17 protein-coding genes are annotated in these 20499 nt (G+C 60.9%); 9 read left to right on the plus strand and 8 right to left on the minus strand.

All coding sequences use genetic code 11. From position 1 onward, the window contains the following. Window positions 1-65 precede the first annotated feature (65 nt). The 4 genes from ACSQ36_RS20305 to ACSQ36_RS20320 form a co-directional block, all read right to left on the minus strand. Entirely contained in the window at window positions 66-518 is a 453-nt protein-coding gene (locus ACSQ36_RS20305) for a MarR family winged helix-turn-helix transcriptional regulator (RefSeq protein WP_213768128.1), read from the minus strand. 154 nt (window positions 519-672) lie between these two features. Then, complete coding sequence (locus ACSQ36_RS20310) at window positions 673-1491, minus strand: BPSS1780 family membrane protein (protein WP_213768129.1); 819 nt, start codon at window positions 1489-1491, stop codon at window positions 673-675. A gap of 3 nt (window positions 1492-1494) precedes the next feature. After that, the gene (locus ACSQ36_RS20315; protein ID WP_436183342.1) at window positions 1495-2472 is read right to left on the minus strand and encodes a homoserine kinase; all 978 of its coding nucleotides are present in this window, start codon (window positions 2470-2472) and stop codon (window positions 1495-1497) included. 181 nt (window positions 2473-2653) lie between these two features. Then, complete coding sequence (locus ACSQ36_RS20320; protein WP_213768131.1) at window positions 2654-3052, minus strand: hypothetical protein; 399 nt, start codon at window positions 3050-3052, stop codon at window positions 2654-2656. A gap of 222 nt (window positions 3053-3274) precedes the next feature. Between ACSQ36_RS20320 and ACSQ36_RS20325 the strand changes: the two genes are divergently transcribed. Continuing rightward, entirely contained in the window at window positions 3275-4807 is a 1533-nt protein-coding gene (locus ACSQ36_RS20325) for an AMP nucleosidase (protein ID WP_436183343.1), read from the plus strand. Window positions 4808-4888: 81 nt separating this feature from the next. On the opposite strand, the gene ACSQ36_RS20330 is transcribed toward ACSQ36_RS20325, so the two are convergent. Beyond that, a complete protein-coding gene (locus ACSQ36_RS20330; RefSeq protein ID WP_089160369.1) occupies window positions 4889-5638 on the minus strand; it encodes a TIGR00730 family Rossman fold protein in 750 nt (249 codons plus the stop codon). A 1-nt stretch (window position 5639) separates the two neighbouring features. On the opposite strand from ACSQ36_RS20330, the gene polA reads away from it, so the two are divergent. The 3 genes from polA to ACSQ36_RS20345 all read left to right on the plus strand — a co-directional run bounded on the left by polA (window position 5640) and on the right by ACSQ36_RS20345 (window position 10856). Next, window positions 5640-8378, plus strand: coding sequence for a DNA polymerase I (polA, locus tag ACSQ36_RS20335; RefSeq protein ID WP_436183344.1), 2739 nt, complete (start codon window positions 5640-5642; stop codon window positions 8376-8378). A 54-nt stretch (window positions 8379-8432) separates the two neighbouring features. After that, window positions 8433-9791, plus strand: coding sequence for an NAD(P)/FAD-dependent oxidoreductase (locus ACSQ36_RS20340; protein WP_436183345.1), 1359 nt, complete (start codon window positions 8433-8435; stop codon window positions 9789-9791). 189 nt (window positions 9792-9980) lie between these two features. Continuing rightward, window positions 9981-10856, plus strand: a complete 876-nt coding sequence (locus tag ACSQ36_RS20345; RefSeq protein ID WP_436183346.1) for a dienelactone hydrolase family protein — start codon at window positions 9981-9983, stop codon at window positions 10854-10856. Between the two features lie 248 nt (window positions 10857-11104). Here ACSQ36_RS20345 and ACSQ36_RS20350 read toward each other — a convergent pair whose 3' ends face one another. Together ACSQ36_RS20350 and ACSQ36_RS20355 are read right to left on the minus strand one after the other, a co-directional pair. Then, window positions 11105-11974 (minus strand): sulfurtransferase, encoded by an 870-nt coding sequence (locus tag ACSQ36_RS20350; protein ID WP_436183347.1) that lies wholly within the window; start codon window positions 11972-11974, stop codon window positions 11105-11107. A 125-nt stretch (window positions 11975-12099) separates the two neighbouring features. Continuing rightward, window positions 12100-13206: an aromatic ring-hydroxylating oxygenase subunit alpha gene (locus ACSQ36_RS20355; protein WP_436183348.1), complete on the minus strand. Its 1107-nt coding sequence runs from the start codon at window positions 13204-13206 to the stop codon at window positions 12100-12102. A 297-nt stretch (window positions 13207-13503) separates the two neighbouring features. Here ACSQ36_RS20355 and ACSQ36_RS20360 point away from each other — a divergent pair, with 297 nt between their 5' ends. The 4 genes from ACSQ36_RS20360 (at window position 13504) to folE2 (ending at window position 17686) form a co-directional block, all read left to right on the plus strand. Continuing rightward, complete coding sequence (locus ACSQ36_RS20360) at window positions 13504-13815, plus strand: exodeoxyribonuclease VII small subunit (protein ID WP_158935703.1); 312 nt, start codon at window positions 13504-13506, stop codon at window positions 13813-13815. Then, on the plus strand, window positions 13812-14696 hold the full coding sequence (locus ACSQ36_RS20365) for a polyprenyl synthetase family protein (RefSeq protein ID WP_436183349.1): 885 nt from the start codon (window positions 13812-13814) through the stop codon (window positions 14694-14696). Before ACSQ36_RS20360 ends, ACSQ36_RS20365 begins: the two co-directional genes overlap by 4 nt. A gap of 127 nt (window positions 14697-14823) precedes the next feature. Then, window positions 14824-16758 carry a 1-deoxy-D-xylulose-5-phosphate synthase gene (gene dxs, locus ACSQ36_RS20370; protein ID WP_436183350.1) on the plus strand — a complete coding sequence of 645 codons (1935 nt, stop codon included), beginning with the start codon at window positions 14824-14826 and terminating at the stop codon, window positions 16756-16758. 109 nt (window positions 16759-16867) lie between these two features. Beyond that, window positions 16868-17686 (plus strand): GTP cyclohydrolase FolE2, encoded by an 819-nt coding sequence (gene folE2, locus ACSQ36_RS20375; RefSeq protein WP_213768143.1) that lies wholly within the window; start codon window positions 16868-16870, stop codon window positions 17684-17686. Between the two features lie 41 nt (window positions 17687-17727). Here folE2 and tsaD read toward each other — a convergent pair whose 3' ends face one another. Continuing rightward, on the minus strand, window positions 17728-18756 hold the full coding sequence (gene tsaD, locus ACSQ36_RS20380) for a tRNA (adenosine(37)-N6)-threonylcarbamoyltransferase complex transferase subunit TsaD (RefSeq protein WP_436183351.1): 1029 nt from the start codon (window positions 18754-18756) through the stop codon (window positions 17728-17730). A gap of 203 nt (window positions 18757-18959) precedes the next feature. On the opposite strand from tsaD, the gene ACSQ36_RS20385 reads away from it, so the two are divergent. Further along, window positions 18960-20171, plus strand: a complete 1212-nt coding sequence (locus ACSQ36_RS20385) for an NAD(P)/FAD-dependent oxidoreductase (protein WP_436183352.1) — start codon at window positions 18960-18962, stop codon at window positions 20169-20171. Window positions 20172-20499 lie beyond the last annotated feature (328 nt).

The following is a 20499-nucleotide window of genomic DNA, read 5'->3' on the forward strand; positions in this document are numbered from 1 at the left end:
CGCGATAATGATTTGTGTGCAAACTAAATTGGCGAATAAGCGATTGGTTGTGACTATCGGAGTTTTTAGGCTTCGTTGTGTTCCATCAGCGACGCGCGTAATCGCATCAGATCGTCGCGCAGCTTGATGAGCCGGTCGGCGTCCGATCCGGCGGCGCAATAGATTTCGCCCGGGATATCGCGGATAGCCTTCTTCAATTCACGACCGGCGTCGGAAAGATGGACATGCACCTGCCGTTCGTCTTCAATACCCCGTACGCGCTTGACGTACCCCTGCGCTTCAAGGCGCTTGAGCAGAGGTGTCATGGTCGCCGAATCGAGGCTTAGCCGTTCGGCCAGCTGCTTGACGGTCAGATTGTCGCTTTGCCACAGGACCAGCATGGTCAGGTACTGCGGATAGGTCAGTCCGACCTTGTCCAGCAGCGGCTTGTACGTCTTGGTCATCGCGAGCGAGGTCGAGTACAGCGCGAAGCAAAGCTGGGCGTCGAGTTCGAGCGGGATTTGCGGGGAAGAGGTCATGGCAGTCGCGCCTGAGTACGCTAAAACGGATATGACGCTAGTGTACGCAAATATTTAGCGCACTAAGCAAGCCGCACGTTCTCGCTTCACGGCAGGCCACAAAACAAAACGTCGATGACTGGATAGTCATCGACGTTCGTTCATCCGGGAGGGCTCACACCGACGGTTCGGACGGATCCGGAATATCCGGTGAATCTTCCGATTGCACACCGAAACAGCCGCGATACGTGGCGTAAAACGAGCAATACAACGCGGTCGTGACGAGGATGGACGCCGGCATCAATACCGCGAGCGCCATTTCCTGCGCGGCGCCGAGCACTTGCATCAACGCGCTGAGTCCGAAGGACACGGCGAGCGCAATGCCAATCCACAACACGCCGTAGATGACAAACGCACCGCGATTACGCCAGCAACTGACGAAGCTGAAAAACAGCGCTTTCACCGGCGGCACGTCGTGCCAGGCGACCAAAATAGGTGCGAACCAGAACAGCATGGCGACCGGCAGGTAACAGACCATGGCGACCAGCACCGCGAGCGGGTTGAAGCTTGCCGCCACGGTTTCCGGATCACCGGCCGGGCCGTTGCCGAGCATCATGTTGAGCAGCAGGCCGTCATCGACCAGCGCGGACGCGGCGAAGATCAGACCCATGGCTGCCACATAAATCACGCCGAGCACAAGCAGGCGGCGTGCGACGATTTGCCCATAGGCACGAAAGCCGTCGACGAGCACCGTAGGCCAGACCGGTTTCTTCGCGATGGTATTGCGGCAAGCCGCCATGAACCCCACGGCCACGCCTGGAATCAGCAGCAGCGGCAGCACGGGACCGATCAGCGGTAGCCGCGAGATTAGCGTCATGGCAAACAGATAGGCGAAGAACACCGTGAGAAACGCGAGCGGATTCCGGCGAAACAGCCAGATACCCTGTCGGAACCACACATAACCGGTTTTGGCGGGGACTTCGATCAATTGCATTGATTAATTACCGTGAACGGAAGGAGGCGCAACGTTGATGCGCTCGCGCAAAATGCGTTCGAAATGGCCGGGATCGTGAGGTTTTAGCATCTCGGCTTCGCGTGGCCGGTAAAAATCATAAAGACGCGACACCCAGAAGCGCAACGCGCCCGCCCGCAGCATGTCGTTCCAGTGATGCGCTTCGGCCGGCGTGAACGGCCGCACCGTCTGATAGGCGCGCAGCAACGCATCGACCCGCGCGATATCCAGCGCGCCGCTTGCCAAATCAATGCACCAGTCGTTCACGCACACGGCGACATCGAAGAGCCATTTGTCGTTGCCGGCGAAATAGAAGTCGAAAAACCCGCCGAGCCGCGTTTCATTCGCCGTCGGATGCGCGAACAGCACGTTGTCGCGGAACAGGTCGCAGTGGCATGGGCCTTCGGGCAGCGACCGATACTCTTCCGATGCAAAAAACGCCGTCTGATAGGCGAGTTCGCTCGCGATCAGCGTGCGCTGTGCGTCGCTCAAATGCGATAACACGGCGGGCACGTTCTCCTGCCACCACGCGAGACTTCGCAAGTTCGGCTGATGCGTGGGGAAATCCCGGCCGGCCAAATGAAGCCGCGCCAGCATCTGGCCCACTTCGATGCAGTGCAAGGGGCCCGGCGCCAGTTCCGGCGCGCCTTCCAGTTTCGTCACGATCGCCGCCGGCTTGCCGTTCAGCGTGCCGAAAAGCGTCCCGTCTCGACGTGGCATGGGGTCCGGTACCGGCACGGCGTGCGACGCCAGATGGCGCATCAAATCGAGATAAAACGGCAATTGCGTGGCCGTGAGGTTCTCGAAGATCGTCAGCACATACGCGCCGCGCGTGGTCGTCAGGAAGAAGTTGCTGTTCTCGATACCGGATGCAATGCCACGGAAATCGACGGCTTCGCCGAGTTCGTACTGTTGCAGCCAGTCGGTGAGCTGGGAATCGGTGACAGCGGTGAATACGGCCATGCGGGAGAGCGTCGGTGAGGTTGAACAAGCAGGATGACCGACAGGCGCGTCAGTCAGGCGTTGCGTGGCCGGGAAGCGGCGGCGCGGCGCAGGGCTCAGCGGATGAAACGGGCAGCGGTCGCGGGTTGTCGAGCACTCAAGCACTCACTCGTTAAGCGCTCGACAACCCTTTACTAAGCGCTCAGTACGTCAGGTTCCACGAAGGCAGGCGCGTGCTGGGCTTGCCATTATCGCGCACGGTCGGCGACGTATCGGCGGGCGCGCTCATCTGATAACGCGTGCCGAAGTTCGAGCGCACGTCGATTTCAACCGGTTTGCCTTTGTCGCGATACTCGGTGATTTCAGTGCCGTTCGTGCTTTCTTCGTGGTAGCTCGGCAGGCGCGGCGGCGAAATTTCGACCTTCGAGGTGACTTGTGCGGCGGGCCGGTTGATGGCCTTCAGGTCCGGCAGTCCGGCATTCTCTTCAGGCGACATGACATGCGCCGGAGGAGCATCCGTCGCGACGGCCGATTGCGCGTAGGCGCCCATGCTGGCTGCGGCGAGAATGGCCGCGATGGCGACAGATTGAAGCGGCTTCATGATGTTTCTCCAGATGAGTGCCCGGATTTTAGCAAAACGCACTCGCTAAAGGGACACTAAAGGGACGTTAAGCCCCTCGCAAAAGTCTTATTTTGCGCTGGTTTCATTGAAAGCGTGTTGGCGCGGTGGAACGTGTTGAAGAAACGCATCGCCGGGAGGGGTGTTCATGGGCGTGTGGTTCTTCCGTGTTAATGTCGATTCATCACAAGAGCGCAGAAGATCATGACAAACGACCGGACTCAAGCAAGCCATTCCACGCCTGCCAACAACTTCCCCACGGAGTCCTTCGACGACCCCGTGGCCGCGGTCGCGCGGGTATCGGCAATCTACGAAGCCAACACCTCTTTCCTGCGCGACGCGTTCGCGCGCTATAGAAAGCATGAACCTTTTTCACATCGCGTGCGGGCGTGTTATCCGTTCGTGCGCGTGCGTACCGAGTTGAATACGCAAATCGATTCACGCCGTTCATATGGCTTTGTCGCGGGGCCGGGCATATTCGAAACCACGCTGACGCGGCCGGATTTATTCGGCCATTATTATCGCGAGCAATTGCGGTTACTTACCAAGAATCATCACGTTGGCATTGAGGTGGGTGTGTCGGCGCAACCCATGCCCATTCACTTCGCGTTTGCGGAAGGCATTCACCTGGAAGGCGACCTGGATCGTGACCGGCTGCTCGCCATGCGCAATATCTTCGATATGCCCGATCTCGCGCTGCTCGACGACCGCATTGTGAACGGCACGTATGAGCCGGCTCCGGGCGAACCGCATCCGCTCGCCTTGTTCACGGCGGCGCGGGTGGATTTCTCTTTGCATCGGCTGAAGCATTACACCGCGACTTCGCCTACGCATTTCCAGAACTATGTGCTTTATACGAATTACCAGTTTTATATCGATGAATTCGTGAAGCTCGGGCGCAAGATCATGTCCCGCGCGGATGATGAAGAAACACGCGCGTATAGAAGCGAATATACGTCGTTCGTGGAACCCGGCGACGTGATCACGGGCAATGAGAACCTTGGTGATTCGCAAGAGGAGCAGCAGGGCGTCGCCCCTCCTCGCTTGCCGCAAATGCCCGCCTATCATCTGAAACGCGCCGATGGCAGCGGCATCACCATGGTCAATATTGGCGTGGGGCCGTCGAATGCGAAGACGATCACAGACCATATCGCGGTACTTCGGCCGCATGCGTGGATCATGCTTGGGCATTGCGCGGGATTAAGGAATACGCAACGTCTGGGCGACTATGTATTGGCGCATGGTTATGTGCGCGAGGACCATGTGCTCGACGCCGACTTGCCGCTCTGGATTCCGATTCCCGCATTGGCTGAAGTTCAGGTCGCGCTGGAGAAAGCGGTCGCGCAAGTGACGAAACTCGAAGGCGTGGATCTGAAGCACGTCATGCGCACGGGAACCGTGGCGAGCGTGGATAACCGTAATTGGGAGTTACGCGATCACCGCGAGCCGGTACAGCGTTTGTCGCAAAGCCGCGCCATTGCGCTCGATATGGAAAGCGCAACCATTGCTGCCAATGGATTTCGGTTTCGCGTGCCTTACGGAACCTTGCTTTGCGTCTCCGATAAACCTTTGCACGGCGAATTGAAATTGCCAGGCATGGCGGATCAGTTTTATCGCGCGCAAGTGGATCAGCATTTGCAGATCGGCGTCATGGCGATGGAGTTGCTGCGAATGAACGGGCTATCGAAACTGCATAGCCGGAAGTTGCGAGGTTTTGCGGAAGTTGCATTCCAGTAACGCATTCCAAGAACGCAAAAAAGCGGCTCCGAAAGGAGCCGCTGATTGAGCGCTTACGTTATCGAATCCGCGATCAAACCATCAAAGATAGAACATCCGGTCTTCGTCCGACTTGCCTTCGGCCGGCTGTTCTTCCGCGGTCTCGCGGTCTTCGTAGAACTGCAGCACCGCTTCCAGCACCTGGTCCGGATCGTCGATCACCTGCATCAGGTCGAGATCCTTCGCGCTGATCACCCCGGTCGGGATCAGCGTGTTGCGGAACCACGAGAGCAAGCCTTCCCAGAACTCGGCGCCGACCAGCACAATGGGCACATGCCGCGACTTCTTGGTCTGGATCAGCGTCAGCACTTCGGCCATTTCATCAAGCGTACCAAAGCCGCCCGGCATGACCACCACCGCGTCCGAGTTCTTCACGAACGTGACCTTGCGCGTGAAGAAATGCCGGAAGCGCAGCGAGATATCCTGCCACTGGTTGCCCGACTGCTCGTGCGGCAACTCTATGTTCAGCCCCACGGACGGCGACTTTCCCGCATGGGCGCCCTTGTTGGCCGCCTCCATGATGCCGGGGCCGCCGCCGGAGATGACGGCGAAGCCGGCGTCAGAGAATTTCTGCGCGATTTCCATGGTGAGCTTGTAATACGGCGACTCCGGTTTCAGGCGCGCCGAACCATAGATGCTGATGGCAGGGCGAATCTCCGACAGGTACTCGGTCGCCTCGATAAACTCTGCCATAATCGTAAACATCTGCCACGATGCGCGGGCCTTCTTGGCCGTCGCGCGCTCTTGATCTGCGAGCGATCGCAGACTCGGAATCACTTTTCTTTTGTTCATAATGCCTGAAGAACTTAATCTTGAAGGTAAGACCCTGCTATTGGTCGACGGATCCAGCTATCTCTATCGGGCCTACCACGCCATGCCGGATTTACGCGGCCCTGACGGCGGTCCAACCGGCGCGTTGTATGGAATGATCAACATGCTGCGGCGGTTGCGAAAAGACATCAACGCAGAGTATAGCGCGTGCGTATTCGACGCCAAAGGCAAGACATTTCGTGACGACTGGTATCCAGATTACAAGGCAAACCGGGCGTCCATGCCCGAGGACCTCTCGAAACAGATAGAGCCCATCCACGTGATCGTGCGAGCGCTCGGCTGGCCGCTGGTGATGATCGAAGGCGTGGAGGCCGACGACGTCATTGGCACGCTTGCGGTTGCCGCCGAAAAGCGCGGCATGAACGTGGTCGTGTCGACCGGGGACAAGGATCTGGCGCAGCTTGTGACGGATCATGTCACCCTCATCAATACGATGTCCAACGAGACGCTCGATCGCGCCGGGGTGCTGAATAAGTTCGGCGTGCCGCCGGGGCGGATCGTCGACTATCTCTCGCTCATCGGCGATACGGTCGATAACGTACCGGGTGTCGAAAAATGCGGGCCGAAGACGGCGTTAAAGTGGCTTGCACAATACGAAACCCTTGATGGCATCGTGGCACACGCGGACGAGATAAAAGGTGCGGTGGGAGACAATCTGCGCAAGGCTTTGCCGTTCCTCCCCATGGCGAAAAAGCTCGTTACCGTACAGACGGAATGCGACCTGACGGAGCAGATCGTGTCGATCGAGGAAACGCTTCCGGCGCGGCCCGAGGCCCGCGACGAATTGCGCGACCTGTTCACGCGCCACGGTTTCAAGACCTGGCTGCGGGAAGTGGAGATTGCGGACGCGGTGGAAGGTCCTGTCGACACGCCACCCGCACCGGCCACGGAAATGGAGCGGCATTACGACACCGTGCAGACGTGGGAGCAATTCGACGAATGGCTCGCGCGCATCAACGCCGCCGAGCTGACTTCCTTCGATACCGAAACGACCGCGCTCGACCCGATGCTCGCGCAACTGGTCGGGTTGTCCGTGTCGGTCGAGCCGGGGCATGCGGCTTATATTCCGGTCGCGCATCGCGGACCGGACGCGCCCCTGCAGTTGCCGCGCGACGAAGTCCTGCAAAAGCTTAAATCGTGGCTTGAGGATCCGTCGAAGAAGAAGGTCGGCCAGCATATGAAATACGACGAGCAGGTGCTGGCGAACTACGGTATTGAATTGAACGGCGTCGAGCACGACACGCTTTTGCAGTCGTATGTGCTGGAGTCGCATCGGCCGCACGACATGGACAATCTCGCGCTGCGGCATCTGGGCGCGAAGACCATCAAGTACGAAGAGGTGGCGGGCAAGGGCGCATCGCAGATCGGCTTCGACGAAGTGGCGCTGGAGCAGGCCGCGCCCTATGCAGCGGAAGACGCCGACATCACGTTGCGGCTGCATCAGGCGCTTTATCCGCAACTCGCCGATGAAGCGCAATTGCTCTACGTGTATCGCGATATTGAAATGCCGACGTCGCGCGTGCTGCGCAAGATGGAGCGCAATGGCGTGCTGATCGACGGCGAATTGCTGCGTGTGCAAAGCGGCCAGATCGCCACGCGTTTGATCCAGCTCGAAGCCGAGGCGTACATGCTCGCGGGCGGCGAATTCAATCTTGGTTCGCCGAAACAGATCGGCCAGATCTTCTTCGAGAAACTGCAATTGCCGGTGGTCAAGAAGACGCCGAGCGGCGCGCCTTCCACCGACGAGGAAGTGCTGCAGAAGCTCGCCGAAGATTATCCGCTGCCGAAGATCTTGTTGGAACATCGCGGGTTATCGAAGCTGAAGTCTACTTACACCGACAAGCTGCCGCGCATGGTCAACGCCAAGACCGGCCGCGTGCATACGAACTATGCGCAGGCGGTGGCGGTGACGGGGCGGTTGTCATCGAATGAGCCGAACTTGCAGAACATCCCTGTGCGGACCGCTGAAGGCCGGCGGATTCGCGAGGCGTTCATTGCGCCGCCGGGAGCCAAGATTGTTTCGGCGGATTACTCGCAGATCGAGTTGCGGATCATGGCGCATATCTCCGGCGATCCGTCGCTCATGCGCTCGTTCGCCGAAGGCGAAGACGTGCATCGGGCGACTGCCTCGGAGATTTTCGGCATCACGCCTATCGAAGTGTCGAACGATCAGCGGCGCATCGCGAAGGTCATCAACTTTGGCTTGATCTATGGCATGAGCGCGTTTGGACTGGCGTCGAATATCGGCATTTCGCGCGATGCGGCGAAGCTTTATATCGACCGGTATTTTCAGCGCTATCCGGGTGTCGCCAGCTACATGGAAGAAACGCGCACGAAGGCGAAGCGCGATGGTTTTGTGGAGACGGTGTTCGGACGGCGCTTGTGGTTGCCCGAGATCAACGGCGGCAGCGGACCGCGCCGGCAAGGCGCCGAGCGTGCCGCTATCAATGCGCCCATGCAAGGCACCGCTGCCGACCTCATCAAGCTGTCCATGATCGCCGTGCAGGACTGGCTGGAAGCATCGAAGAGTCAGACCAAGATGATCATGCAGGTCCACGATGAACTCGTGCTCGAAGTGCCCGAAGGCGAGTTGGCGGAAGTCCGCAAGCGCTTGCCGGAGTTGATGTGCGGCGTTGCCAAACTGAAGGTGCCGCTGGTGGCCGAAGTTGGCGTGGGTAATAACTGGGAAGAGGCGCACTGAGTGTGTCGGGTGGCCCGTCCAGTTAGTTTTGATTGATGTCATAGGGGAGTTTGCATGCACCGTTTCATCATCGTCGGCGGCGGAGCGGGTGGGCTTGAACTGGCCACGCGTCTTGGCGACAAGTTCGGCAGCGCCGACGGCAAACGCGCGCCGCGTGCGCAAGTCACGCTGATCGACCGCAATTCCACGCACATCTGGAAGCCGTTGCTGCACGAGGTCGCGGCCGGCAGCATGGACCCGTTTTCGCAGGAATTGCCGTATGCCGCGCAGGCGCGCTGGCATGGTTTCGAATTCCAGCAGGGCGATCTGCTCGGCATCGACCGGACGGCCAAACGCGTCACGCTCGGCCCCCTTCTCGACGATGAAGCCGGCGAGTTGATGCCGCAGCGCGATCTGGAATACGACACGTTGATTGTGGCGATCGGCAGCACGACGGCTTTTTTCGGCGTTCAGGGCGCGCAAGAAAATTCGCTCGCCCTCGATACCGTCGATCAGGCCGAGTTATTCCGCAAACGGCTGATCGCGGCGTGTATTCGAGCGGAGTATCGGACGCCGGAGCCGGACGCGACCGGCGCTTCCAATGCCGGGCCAAGGCAGCCGCGGATCCAGGTGGCGATTGTCGGCGGCGGGGCGACGGGCGTGGAGTTATCGGCGGAATTGCGCAACACGGCGCAAGTGCTGCACGCTTACGGGCTGCACAAGCTCGATCCGAAACACGATATCGGCATTGTGCTGATCGAAGCCGGGCCGCGCATTCTCCCCGCGTTGCCCGAGCGCGTGTCCACCGCAACCGCCGACTTGCTGGACAAGCTTGGCGTCGCGCTGATGACCAGCGAGACGGTGGCCGAAGTGTCGCGCGGGTTTATCCGCACGGCGAGCGGCAAGACTATCGCGGCGGATCTGACCGTGTGGGCGGCCGGTATTCGCGCGCCGGGCGTGCTCGCGAAACTCGACGGCTTGGCCACCAACCGGATCGGGCAGTTGATCGTGCGCCGCACGCTGCAAACCGAAACCGATGACAACATTTTCGCTCTCGGCGATTGCGCCGCGTGTCCGTGGCCCGGCGGCGAGAAGGAAGGACGTAACGTGCCGCCGCGTGCGCAGGCCGCGCATCAGCAGGCAAGTTTCCTGCTGAAATCGCTGGAGCGCCGGCTTGAAGACAAGCCCTTGCCCGACTACACGTATCGGGACTTTGGATCGCTGGTGTCGCTCGGGCATTTCAGCGCGGTCGGGAGCCTGATGGGCGGGTTGATCGGTGGCAACATGCTGATTGAAGGGCTGTTCGCGCGCTTCATGTATCAGTCGCTGTACCGCATGCATATTGCGGCGCTGCATGGCTGGGCGCGCATGGCGCTTGATACCGTCGCGCACTGGCTGCGGCGCTCCACCGCGCCGCGCGTCAAGCTGCATTGAGGCTGTTTAGAATGGGCAACCACCTTGAAGCGCTGTGCGCGCTTCAAGGTGGTTGCCGTGTAGTGATCGCGTAGTCGTTGCCGTGCTTTCGGCTTGGCGGCCGGTAGCGCGGCGTTCCCGTACCGGACGTCTGGTTCGCTAGCATCGTGTGCCAGTGGTCCTTCGCGGCCCATGCCGCTGGAGCTTTGCATGCTTACGCCTGAAATCGACAGCCTCGTTCCGCATGTCCCGTTCAACCGGCGCACGTTCATCAAGGCCGCGGTCGGCAGCGGTTTTGCCGCCTGCGTGATGCCGGTGTCCGCGCAAACCATCATTACCGATAGCAACGGTCTGGAAGCCGGTCCGGTCGGCTTCAAGGCCGCCGACGGCACGCTCGTGCCCGCGTACCGGGCGCAGCCTGAAGGCAAGACGCACTTGCCGGTGATCATCGTGATTCACGAGATTTTCGGCGTGCACGAGCATATTGCCGATGTCTGCCGGCGCTTCGCCAAACTCGGTTATCTGGCCGTCGCGCCTGATCTTTATGTGCGCGAAGGCGATGCGTCGAAATTCACGTCGATGCAGCAGTTGAACGATCAACTCGTCTCCAAGGTGCCGGATGACCAGGTGCTCTCCGATATCGACTCGACTGTCGCCTGGGCGGGCGAACATGGCGGCGATTTGAATCGGCTGGGGATCACGGGTTTTTGCTGGGGCGGCCGGATCACGTGGCTTTATACCGAGCGTAATCCCCGCCTCAAAGCGGCGGTGGTCTGGTATGGGCGCGTGGTGGGGCCCAAGACGCCGAACAATCCGGCGAATCCGCTCGACCTCGCGTCAAACTTGAAAGCGCCGGTGCTTGGTCTGTTCGGCAAGCTCGATCCAAGCATTCCACAGGACTCGCTCGAGCAGATGAAGCAGGCAATAGCCACGGGGCCGGCGGTCGCGCGCGGCTCGCAAATCGTGGTCTATGACGACGCGCCGCATGCGTTTTTCGCGGATTATCGGCCGAGTTACCGGAAAGCCGATGCGGAAGATGGCTGGAAGCGCGCGCTGGCGTGGTTCAGGGAGCACGGGGTGAAATGAGCGGGAAGGGGGGCGTTGCCGCCGCAATCCTGTCTGTTTCAAACATCGCATGTGAAGTTGGCCACGCCGCCGTTTTGTCCAGCGCGGCGCGTGATTTCTGCAATGGGCGGTGAGGGGCCGCCCATTTATGCCGTTGCGCCTTCCTCCGCTCCTGGCAGAGCAACAGTCCCAAGTTCTTGCGATGAGAGAAGAGCGAGTCTCTGACTCATACCGCTGCGCGTTCTTTCACTCCCGGCAGAGCTAAAATCTTACGCAGCCGCGCCGGCAGCCACCGGTCGCGATGCATCCGCACACCATTCGCTCCACGATCCCCCGTAAAGCGCCGCGCCATGCAGGCCGGCGATTTCCATGGCCAGTGCGTTGTGGCAGGCCGTCACGCCCGAGCCGCATTGCAGCACCACCCGATCCGGCGACGTCGCCCCAAGCAGCCCGCTAAATGCCTCGCGCAGTTCGTGCGCGGTCTTGAAGCGGCCATCGGCGTTCAGGTTGTCCTTGAAAAAGCGATTCAGCGCGCCCGGAATATGGCCGCCGACCGGATCGAGCGTCTCATTCTCTCCGCGATACCGGTCCGCCGAGCGGGCATCGATCAGCACACGCTCGTGCGTGGTCAGGTTGCGCACGACGGCGTCGACATCGAACGTGACGGCCAGCGGCGCGCCGGCCTTGAACGTACCTTCGGACTCGGGCGGGGTGGCTGTATCGAGGGGCTGGCCGGCCGCTTGCCATGCGTTGAGCCCGCCGTCGAGCAGCGCGACGGAATCGTGGCCGAGCCAGCGCAACAGCCACCACAGACGTGCCGCGTACATCCCGCCCTGGGCGTCGTAGGTCACGACTTGCTGGCCTTCTTTCAGGCCCAGGCGCTTGAGCGTGGCGACCAGAGCCGCACGTTCCGGCAACGGATGGCGGCCGTTCTTGCCGGTCTTTGCACCCGACAAATCGCGATCGAGATGCAGATAATGCGCGCCCGGAATATGTCCCGCTGCGTAAGCGGCTTGCCCGGCTTCGGGCGCGGCAAGGTCGAAACGGCAATCGACGATAAGCACGCTGCCGGGCGCGGCGGCGAGGCGTTCGACAAGATTGGTCGCGGAAATAAGCGTGGTGTGGTGCGTGTGCGACATGACAGCTCCCGGGGCGAACGCGCGGCTTGGTGGGCCGAGGGACGGCGCGTTGCGGTAGTTAAGTTTCAAGTCTAAACAAAAAAGACGGACCTAAGCCCGTCTTTCTCATTCAAACCGTATCCCGCTCAAATCTCGCCCAACTGCCGCCGCAAGAACTCATGGAAGTGCTGCATCCCTGACTCCATCGGGCTCTGATACGGCCCGACTTGCGACTCGCCGCGATTCATCAGCGCGCGCCTTCCGGCGTCCATGCGCTCGGCGATCTCATCGTCCTCGCGCGCCGTTTCCATATACGCCGCCCGTTCCGCCTCGATGAAGTCACGCTCGAACAGCGCGATTTCCTCCGGGTAATAGAACTCGACGATATTCGTGGTCTTCTGCGGACCCTGCGGAATCAGCCACGACACCACGAGTACATGCGGATACCACTCGATCATGATGCCCGGGTAATACACCATCCAGATCGCGCCGAATTCGGGCGGTTTGCCGTCGCGAAAACGGAGCACTTCGTCGTGCCACTTGCGGTACGTCGGGCTACCCGGTTTTTCCAGGTTCTTGTGCACGCCAACCGTCTGAACGCTATACCAGTCGCCGAATTCCCACGTCAGGTCATCGCAGGAAACAAAGCTTCCCAGACCCGGATGGAACGGCGCGACGTGATAATCCTCGAGGTACACCTCGATAAAGCTCTTCCAGTTGTAATTGCACTCGTGCACTTCGACGTGATCGAACATGAAGCCCGAGAAGTCGAAATGTTTCGCCGTGCCGAGCTTGGCCAGATCGGCGGCAACGTCGCGTCCGCTGGACTCGAACAGCAGCCCCTGCCAGTTCTGCAAGGGCGATTTGCCGAGGTTCAGGCACGGGTTGTCGGCGAAATGCGGCGCGCCGAGCAACTGGCCGTCGAGGTCGTAGGTCCAGCGGTGCAGCGGACACACAATGTTTTCCGCTGTGCCGCGTCCGTTGAGCATGATGGCCTGACGGTGGCGGCACACGTTCGAGAGCAACTCGATTTCGTCCTGTTTATTACGGACGAGCAGCCGCCCTTCGCCTTCGCCGGGCAAAGCAAAATAACTTCCCGCCTCGGGCACCATGAGTTCATGCCCGATATAGCGAGGACCGCGTTTGAACAGCGTGTCGATTTCGCGCTTGAGAAGCGCTTCGTCAAAGTAAGCCGTGACTGGCAACTGACTGTGAATGGCGTTCAGTTGCAATGCATTGCTCAGATTGGACATTCCCACTCCCGTGAAGACGTGAAAGCAGTGAACAACCCAACCATCGAAAATTCGATTTAGGGAGCCCGCGATTATACCGAAAAGCCTCTCAATGGGGCGCTTAGGGCCTTGATTTGGGTCAATTCCCGCTGAGGAGTTCCGCAAGGCGTTGCGTTTTTCACGGACTTTCGGAGATAGGCGCTGATGGCCTGAGACAGGCCACAGGCATGGTTAAGAGCACGCTGAAGGTCGGAAAAGCAGCTTTTGCCGTAGAATGTCCGACTTGTTTCCAAAAATCCGACACCACACTCACGATTCATGGCGAAGACCGCAACGCAGGAAGGCTCGGCAAGCGCGGACAACGCGCCGCTCCCGGAGAACTACGAAACGGCGCTGGCCGAACTGGAGGGGCTCGTGGCGCGCATGGAGGGCGGCGCGCTGAGCCTTGAAGAATCGCTGGCGGCTTACCGGCGCGGCGCGGCGCTCGTCGGCTTTTGCCAGCAACAACTAGAGAAGGTCGAGCAGCAAGTTCGCGTGCTCGACGGCGACACACTAAAACCGCTGCCCGCCGAGGTCCAGCGCGCCACTCAGGGCGCCGGCACAACGGCAGATAACGGGGACGACTTATGACTTTCGATCAATGGATGCGCGCGAGCCTTGACCGCGTGGAAACGGCGCTGGAGCATTACTTGCCGGGAACGGACATCGCGCCCGCCAAACTGCATGAAGCCATGCGCTACGCGGTGCTTGGCGGCGGCAAGCGGGTTCGCCCGCTGTTGTGCCACGCAGCCGGTGAGTTGACCGGCGCCGGTTCGCAGCAACTGGAAGCGGCGAGCGCGGCGCTCGAGATGATTCACGTGTATTCGCTGGTGCATGACGACATGCCGGCCATGGACGACGACGCCTTGCGTCGCGGAAAACCAACGGTACACGTGCAATATGACGAAGCGACGGCATTATTGGTCGGCGACGCCCTGCAGTCGCAAGCTTTCATTGCGCTGACGGCCGACAACGGCCTGAGCACGGCGCAGCAGGCGTCGCTGACGCGTGAACTGGCGCTGGCAAGCGGTTCGATCGGCATGGCGGGCGGCCAGGCAATCGATCTGGAAAGCGTGGGCCGCAAGCTGTCGCGCCCGGAACTTGAAACCATGCATCGCAAGAAAACCGGCGCGTTGCTGCGCGCGGCCGTGCGAATGGGTGCACTCTGTGGCGAAGCGCCCGATGCAGCCGCCATGAACGCACTGGACGCCTACGCGGCTGCGGTCGGACTCGCGTTTCAGGTGGTGGACGACATTCTCGACGTCACGGCCGACTCCGCCACGCTGGGCAAAACAGCGGGCAAGGACGCGAAGGATGACAAGCCGACCTACGTGTCGATCATCGGGCTCGATGCATCGCGCGAACTGGCGGCGCAACTGGGCCGCGATGCGCACGCCGCGCTCGCGCCCTTTGGCCCGCGTGCCGGTCGGCTCGGGGAATTGGCTGACCTGGTTGTGAACCGGGTGCACTGAAACATACGATAAAACGCGGGACCGGCGGGCGTGCCTGATGCAACTTGCGGCACCTTACGCATGCTGTCTTAAGCAGCGCCGGGTAACAACCGAACGGCTTCCGCCAGTTTTCCTAAATGGGACGACGATGTACGACTTGCTGAAAACCATCGACGATCCGGCCGCCTTGCGCGCCCTGGACCGCCACGAACTAAAACCGCTGGCCGAAGAGCTGCGTGCCTACGTGCTTGACAGCGTGTCGCAGACGGGCGGGCATTTGTCGTCGAATCTCGGAACGGTCGAACTGACGATCGCGCTCCATTACGTCTTCGATACCCCGCACGATCGCATTGTCTGGGACGTGGGTCATCAGACTTATCCGCACAAGATCCTGACCGGCCGTCGCGATCAGATGAAGACGCTGCGCCAGGCCGGCGGCATTTCCGGCTTCCCGCGCCGTAGCGAATCGAAATACGACACCTTCGGCACCGCGCATTCCAGCACGTCCATTTCGGCGGCGCTCGGCATGGCGATCGCCAGCAAACTGCAGGGCGACAACCGTTATTCGATCGCGGTGATCGGCGACGGCGCGATGACCGCCGGCATGGCGTTCGAGGCCATGAACAATGCCGGCGTGGCCGACGACGTGCCGCTGCTAGTGATCCTGAACGACAACGACATGTCGATCTCCCCGCCGGTGGGCGCGTTGAATCGCCATCTGGCACGCTTGATGTCGGGGCGTTTCTATGCTGCCGCGCGCGCCGGTGTGGAACGCGTGCTGCGTGTCGCACCGCCCATGCTGGACCTCGCGCGCAAGCTTGAGGAACACGCGAAAGGCATGATTGTGCCGGCCACGTTGTTCGAGGAATTTGGCTTTAACTACATCGGTCCGATTGATGGACATGATCTGGAATCGCTGATTCCTACGCTGCAAAATATCAAGGAATTGCGCGGTCCGCAGTTCCTGCACGTCGTAACGAAGAAGGGGCAGGGTTACAAGCTTGCCGAAGCCGATCCGGTTCTCTATCACGGTCCCGGCAAGTTCAATCCGGCGGAGGGCATCAAGCCGTCGACGGCGCCATCGAAGAAGACTTATACGCAGGTCTTCGGCGAATGGCTGTGCGACGCCGCCGAGCAGGATTCGCGGGTCGTGGGCATTACGCCGGCCATGCGCGAAGGCTCGGGCATGGTGGAATTCGAGAAGCGTTTCCCGGATCGTTATTTCGATGTGGGTATCGCGGAACAACACGCCGTGACGTTCGCGGGCGGTCTCGCCGCCGACGGCATGCGCCCGGTTGTAGCAATCTATTCCACGTTCTTGCAGCGCGCCTACGACCAGTTGATCCATGACGTCGCGCTGCAGAACCTGCCGGTGGTATTCGCTATCGATCGCGCCGGTCTGGTGGGCGCGGACGGCGCGACGCACGCGGGTAATTATGATCTCGCGTTCCTGCGCTGCATCCCGAACATGACGGTGATGGCGGCTTCAGACGAAAACGAATGCCGTCAAATGCTGTACACCGCTTTGCAGCAGCCCAATCCGTCTGCTGTTCGCTACCCGCGCGGTGCCGGTACGGGCGTGAAGATCGTCAAGAAGATGACCGCGATTCCGCTCGGCAAGGGCGAAATCCGCCGTGAGTCCACGCAGAAAGTGGGTTCCGGCAAGCGCATCGCGATCCTTGCGTTCGGGACCATGGTCGCCCCCGCGCTGGCGGCGGCCGAGGAACTGGACGCCACCGTCGCGAACATGCGCTTCGTGAAGCCGATCGACGCCGAATTGCTGCGTGAACTCGCCGCCACCCACGACGCGCTCGTGACCGTGGAAGAAGGCGCGATCATGGGCGGCGCGGGCTCGGCATGCGTGGAAAGCCTGTTGGCGAGCGCGGTCATCAAGCCCGTGCTGCAACTGGGCTTACCCGATGTATTTATCGATCACGGCGATCCGGTCAAGCTGCTTGTTTCGTGCGGGCTGGATGGCGCTGGCATTGCCAAGTCGATTCGCGAGCGCTTTCTCGATAACGTCAGTAGCGCCACTAGCGCCGTCGAAACCGATGCGGGCAAGCTGACGAAACGCGTCGCCTGACGCGAAGAACGTGTGGTGAAGACGGGCGTCGGGGACGCCTGTCTGGTGGTTTCATCCGTGCGCGTCAAGGTTCGCGCGACGAGATTCACGCCACGGACAAGGAAAAAGAATGAATCAGATGAATCCCGCCTTCGCGATGCCCGATGTCCAGAGTTCGCTCGACGTCCGGCAGATTCCAATCCAGCGCGTGGGCGTAAAAGCGGTTCGATATCCGCTGACCATCCGGACGTCCAGCGGCGAATTGCAGCCGGGCGTTGGCGTGTGGAATCTCGACGTTCATCTTCCCGCCGATCAAAAAGGCACGCACATGTCGCGCTTCGTCGCTTTACTCGACGAACACCGCGCGCCGCTCGACCAGGCTGCATTCCGCACCATGCTCGCGTCGATGCTGGCGAAGCTCGAGGCGCATTCGGGGCGTATCGAGGTGTCGTTTCCGTACTTCGTCATGAAGACCGCGCCGGTGTCCGGCGTGCAAAGCCTGATGGATTACGAGGTTACGTTGACCGGTGAGGTGCGTGACGGCGAGACGCGGATATCGTTGAAAGTGCTCGTACCGGTTACTAGCCTGTGCCCGTGCTCGAAGCAGATTTCGCAGTACGGCGCGCATAACCAGCGCTCGCATGTGACTATCGCGGCGGAGCTGAAGGGCGATGTCGCGATCGAGGACTTGATCCGTATCGCGGAAGAAGAAGCCTCGTGCGAGTTGTGGGGTTTGCTGAAGCGGCCCGACGAGAAATTCGTGACCGAGCGTGCTTACGAGAACCCGAAATTCGTTGAAGACCTGGTTCGCGATGTCGCCACGCGACTGAATGCGGACGAACGAATTGTGGCGTATGTGCTGGAAGCCGAGAACTTCGAGTCGATCCACAATCACAGCGCCTACGCAGTGATCGAGCATGACAAGCGGGTGTCAGGCGCGGCTGTTTGAGCGAGTCGGGTAGCTTTTTAGCGCTTGCAGCTACTTAAGCCTTAAGCCGCCGCCAGCGATGTCAAATCCCAACGCGGTTTCACCGTGAACGCGTAATCGCGTACGGCCTGATCGGGCCAACGCGCGAGACGCAAGGCGCCGGCGAGGGCAATCATCGCGCCGTTATCGGTACATAGCGACAAATCCGGGTAATGCACGTCGAAGCGACGCTTTTTCGCGGCGGCGGACAGTGCCTCGCGCAATTGCCTGTTCGCGCCCACGCCGCCCGCCACGACCAGCCGGTTCAGGCCCGTCTGCTTTAACGCAGCGATCGACTTTGTGGTCAGCACATCGACGGCGGCATCGACGAAACCCCGCGCCAGATCCGCTTTCGATTGCTCGCAGATGTTCGCGCCAAGCTTGCGGCTGTGAGTCAGTACTGCGGTTTTTAACCCGCTGAAGCTGAAATCCAGATCGCCGGAATGCAGCATCGGGCGCGGCAGTTTAACTGCGCCGGATATGCCGAATTCGGCGAGCCGCGAGACTTCCGGGCCGCCCGGATAACCCAGGCCCAGCAATTTCGCGGTTTTGTCGAAGGCTTCGCCGGCGGCGTCGTCCAGCGTCTCGCCGAGCGTTTCATATTCGCCTACGTCGGTCACGCGCATCAATTGCGTATGGCCGCCCGACACCAATAACGCGACGAACGGAAACGGCGGCGGCTCGCTCACCAGCAGCGGCGACAGCAGATGCCCTTCCAGATGATGAATCCCGACGGTCGGCAGGTCCCATGCCATAGCAAGCGCATTGGCGATGCTCGCGCCCACCAGCAGCGCCCCGGCGAGGCCGGGGCCTTGCGTAAATGCAATAGCGTCGATATCCGTTGGCACCGTGCCGGCTTCCGCCATGACTTGTTCGAGAAGAGGCAATGCCCGGCGGATGTGGTCGCGAGAGGCCAGTTCCGGCACGACACCGCCGTATTCCCTGTGCATGGCGATTTGCGAATGCAGCGCGTGCGAAAGCAGGCCGCGCTCGGTGTCGTAGAGCGCAAGGCCGGTTTCGTCGCAGGAACTTTCGATGCCTAGAACAAGCATGGGGCAGAGGTGTTTGGATTAACGGACAAGTATAGCAGTGGGCGGGTTTGGCTTCGTTTCACCTAATGGCGTTGCTTTTGGACGGTAGTCGGGGTGGACGCCTTGGTCCACGCACCGCGACCCGCGCACCGCGGCAAACCATGAACCACGGCCCGCGCTTCACCCGTTAGAACCCAAACACACCAACCGTTACAATGCGCGCCATGGAAACCTACGATATCGCAGTCATCGGCGCGGGCGCGGCGGGCATGATGTGCGCCGCGGTAGCCGCGCAAAACGGCCGCCGGGTGGTCCTGATCGACCATGCCGAACGGCTCGCGGAAAAAATCCGCATCTCGGGCGGCGGCCGCTGCAACTTTACGAATATCAATGCCGGACCGGCTAACTTCCTGTCGGCAAATCCGCATTTTTGCCGCTCTGCGCTTGCTCGCTACACACCGCAGGATTTTCTCGCGCTGCTCAAGCGTCATCGCGTGGATTGGCATGAGAAACATAAAGGCCAGCTTTTCTGCGATGACTCCAGCGAATCGATCATCCAGCTCCTGAAAAGCGAATGCGACGCGGGCGGCGTGACGTGGCGCCGGCCCGTCACCGTCGAGTCGATCCGCCAAGACGGCGCCCGGTTTTTCCTCGACAGCAGCGCCGGCACGATCTCAAGCGCAGCACTCGTCGTAGCAACCGGCGGCCTGTCGATCCCGAAAATCGGCGCGACGGATTTCGCGTATCGGCTGGCGAAGCAATTCGGTCACAAGCTGATTGATACCCGTCCCGCCCTGGTGCCGTTGACCTTCGCGCCTGCCGACTGGGAGCCGTTCGCGGCGTTATCCGGATTGTCCGTGCCCGTGGAGCTCAGCGCAGGCGCTGGCCGCAGCCGTGGGGAATTCAGCGAGGACCTGCTGCTCACGCACCGCGGTTTATCGGGACCTGGCGTGCTGCAGATTTCGAGCTACTGGAACCCGTCGGAGCCTATTTGCATCGACTTGTTGCCCGGCGTCGATGCCACCAGCGAACTGATCGCGGCCAAGCGGGAATCGCGCAAACAGGTCGGCACGTTTCTCGCCGAGCGCGTGCCGGCGAGGCTCGCCCAAACTTGGCTCGACGTGCAGCGCGTGCCCGCCGACGCCCGTCTCGCCGATCTCCCCGACAAAACGCTGCGCCAGATCGGCGAATCCCTGTCCCGCTGGACACTCACGCCGAACGGCACGGAAGGGTACCGGAAGGCTGAGGTCACGCGCGGCGGCGTGGACACCCGCGAGCTTTCATCGACGACCATGATGAGTTCGCGCGTCGCGGGTTTATATTTCATCGGCGAGGCGGTCGATGTCACTGGCTGGCTCGGCGGCTACAACTTCCAGTGGGCATGGGCGTCGGGCGTGGCGGCGGGCAAAGCGGCGGCCGAACTGGTTCGCATCTAGAACCGCAAAGGCACGACCAGTATGGCTTTCACCCGTAAGGGCGGGTATCCGTGCAAGGCCGTTTCCCCCGGGAAATCCTGATTTCGACCTGCTATACTGCTTCGTTCGTAGCGGCAATCGGCACCAAGCGGGCGCGAGCGCAAAATGAGTGAAAACCGGGCGGTGATCCATGAAGATAGAAGACGATCCCTGCCGCGAACGGCCACTCGACCTGTCTCGGGACCCTGCCTCGGCGTCATGCCGGCCGGCTTCAAAGGTACCCGAATCACCCCGTTCATGATCCCGCTTGAGGAAACGTCCCAAGCGGGTTTTTGCTTTAGCGCCATGA

It is taken from the genome of Caballeronia sp. LjRoot34 (assembly GCF_964253815.1).
In the GTDB taxonomy this organism is placed as follows: domain Bacteria; phylum Pseudomonadota; class Gammaproteobacteria; order Burkholderiales; family Burkholderiaceae; genus Caballeronia.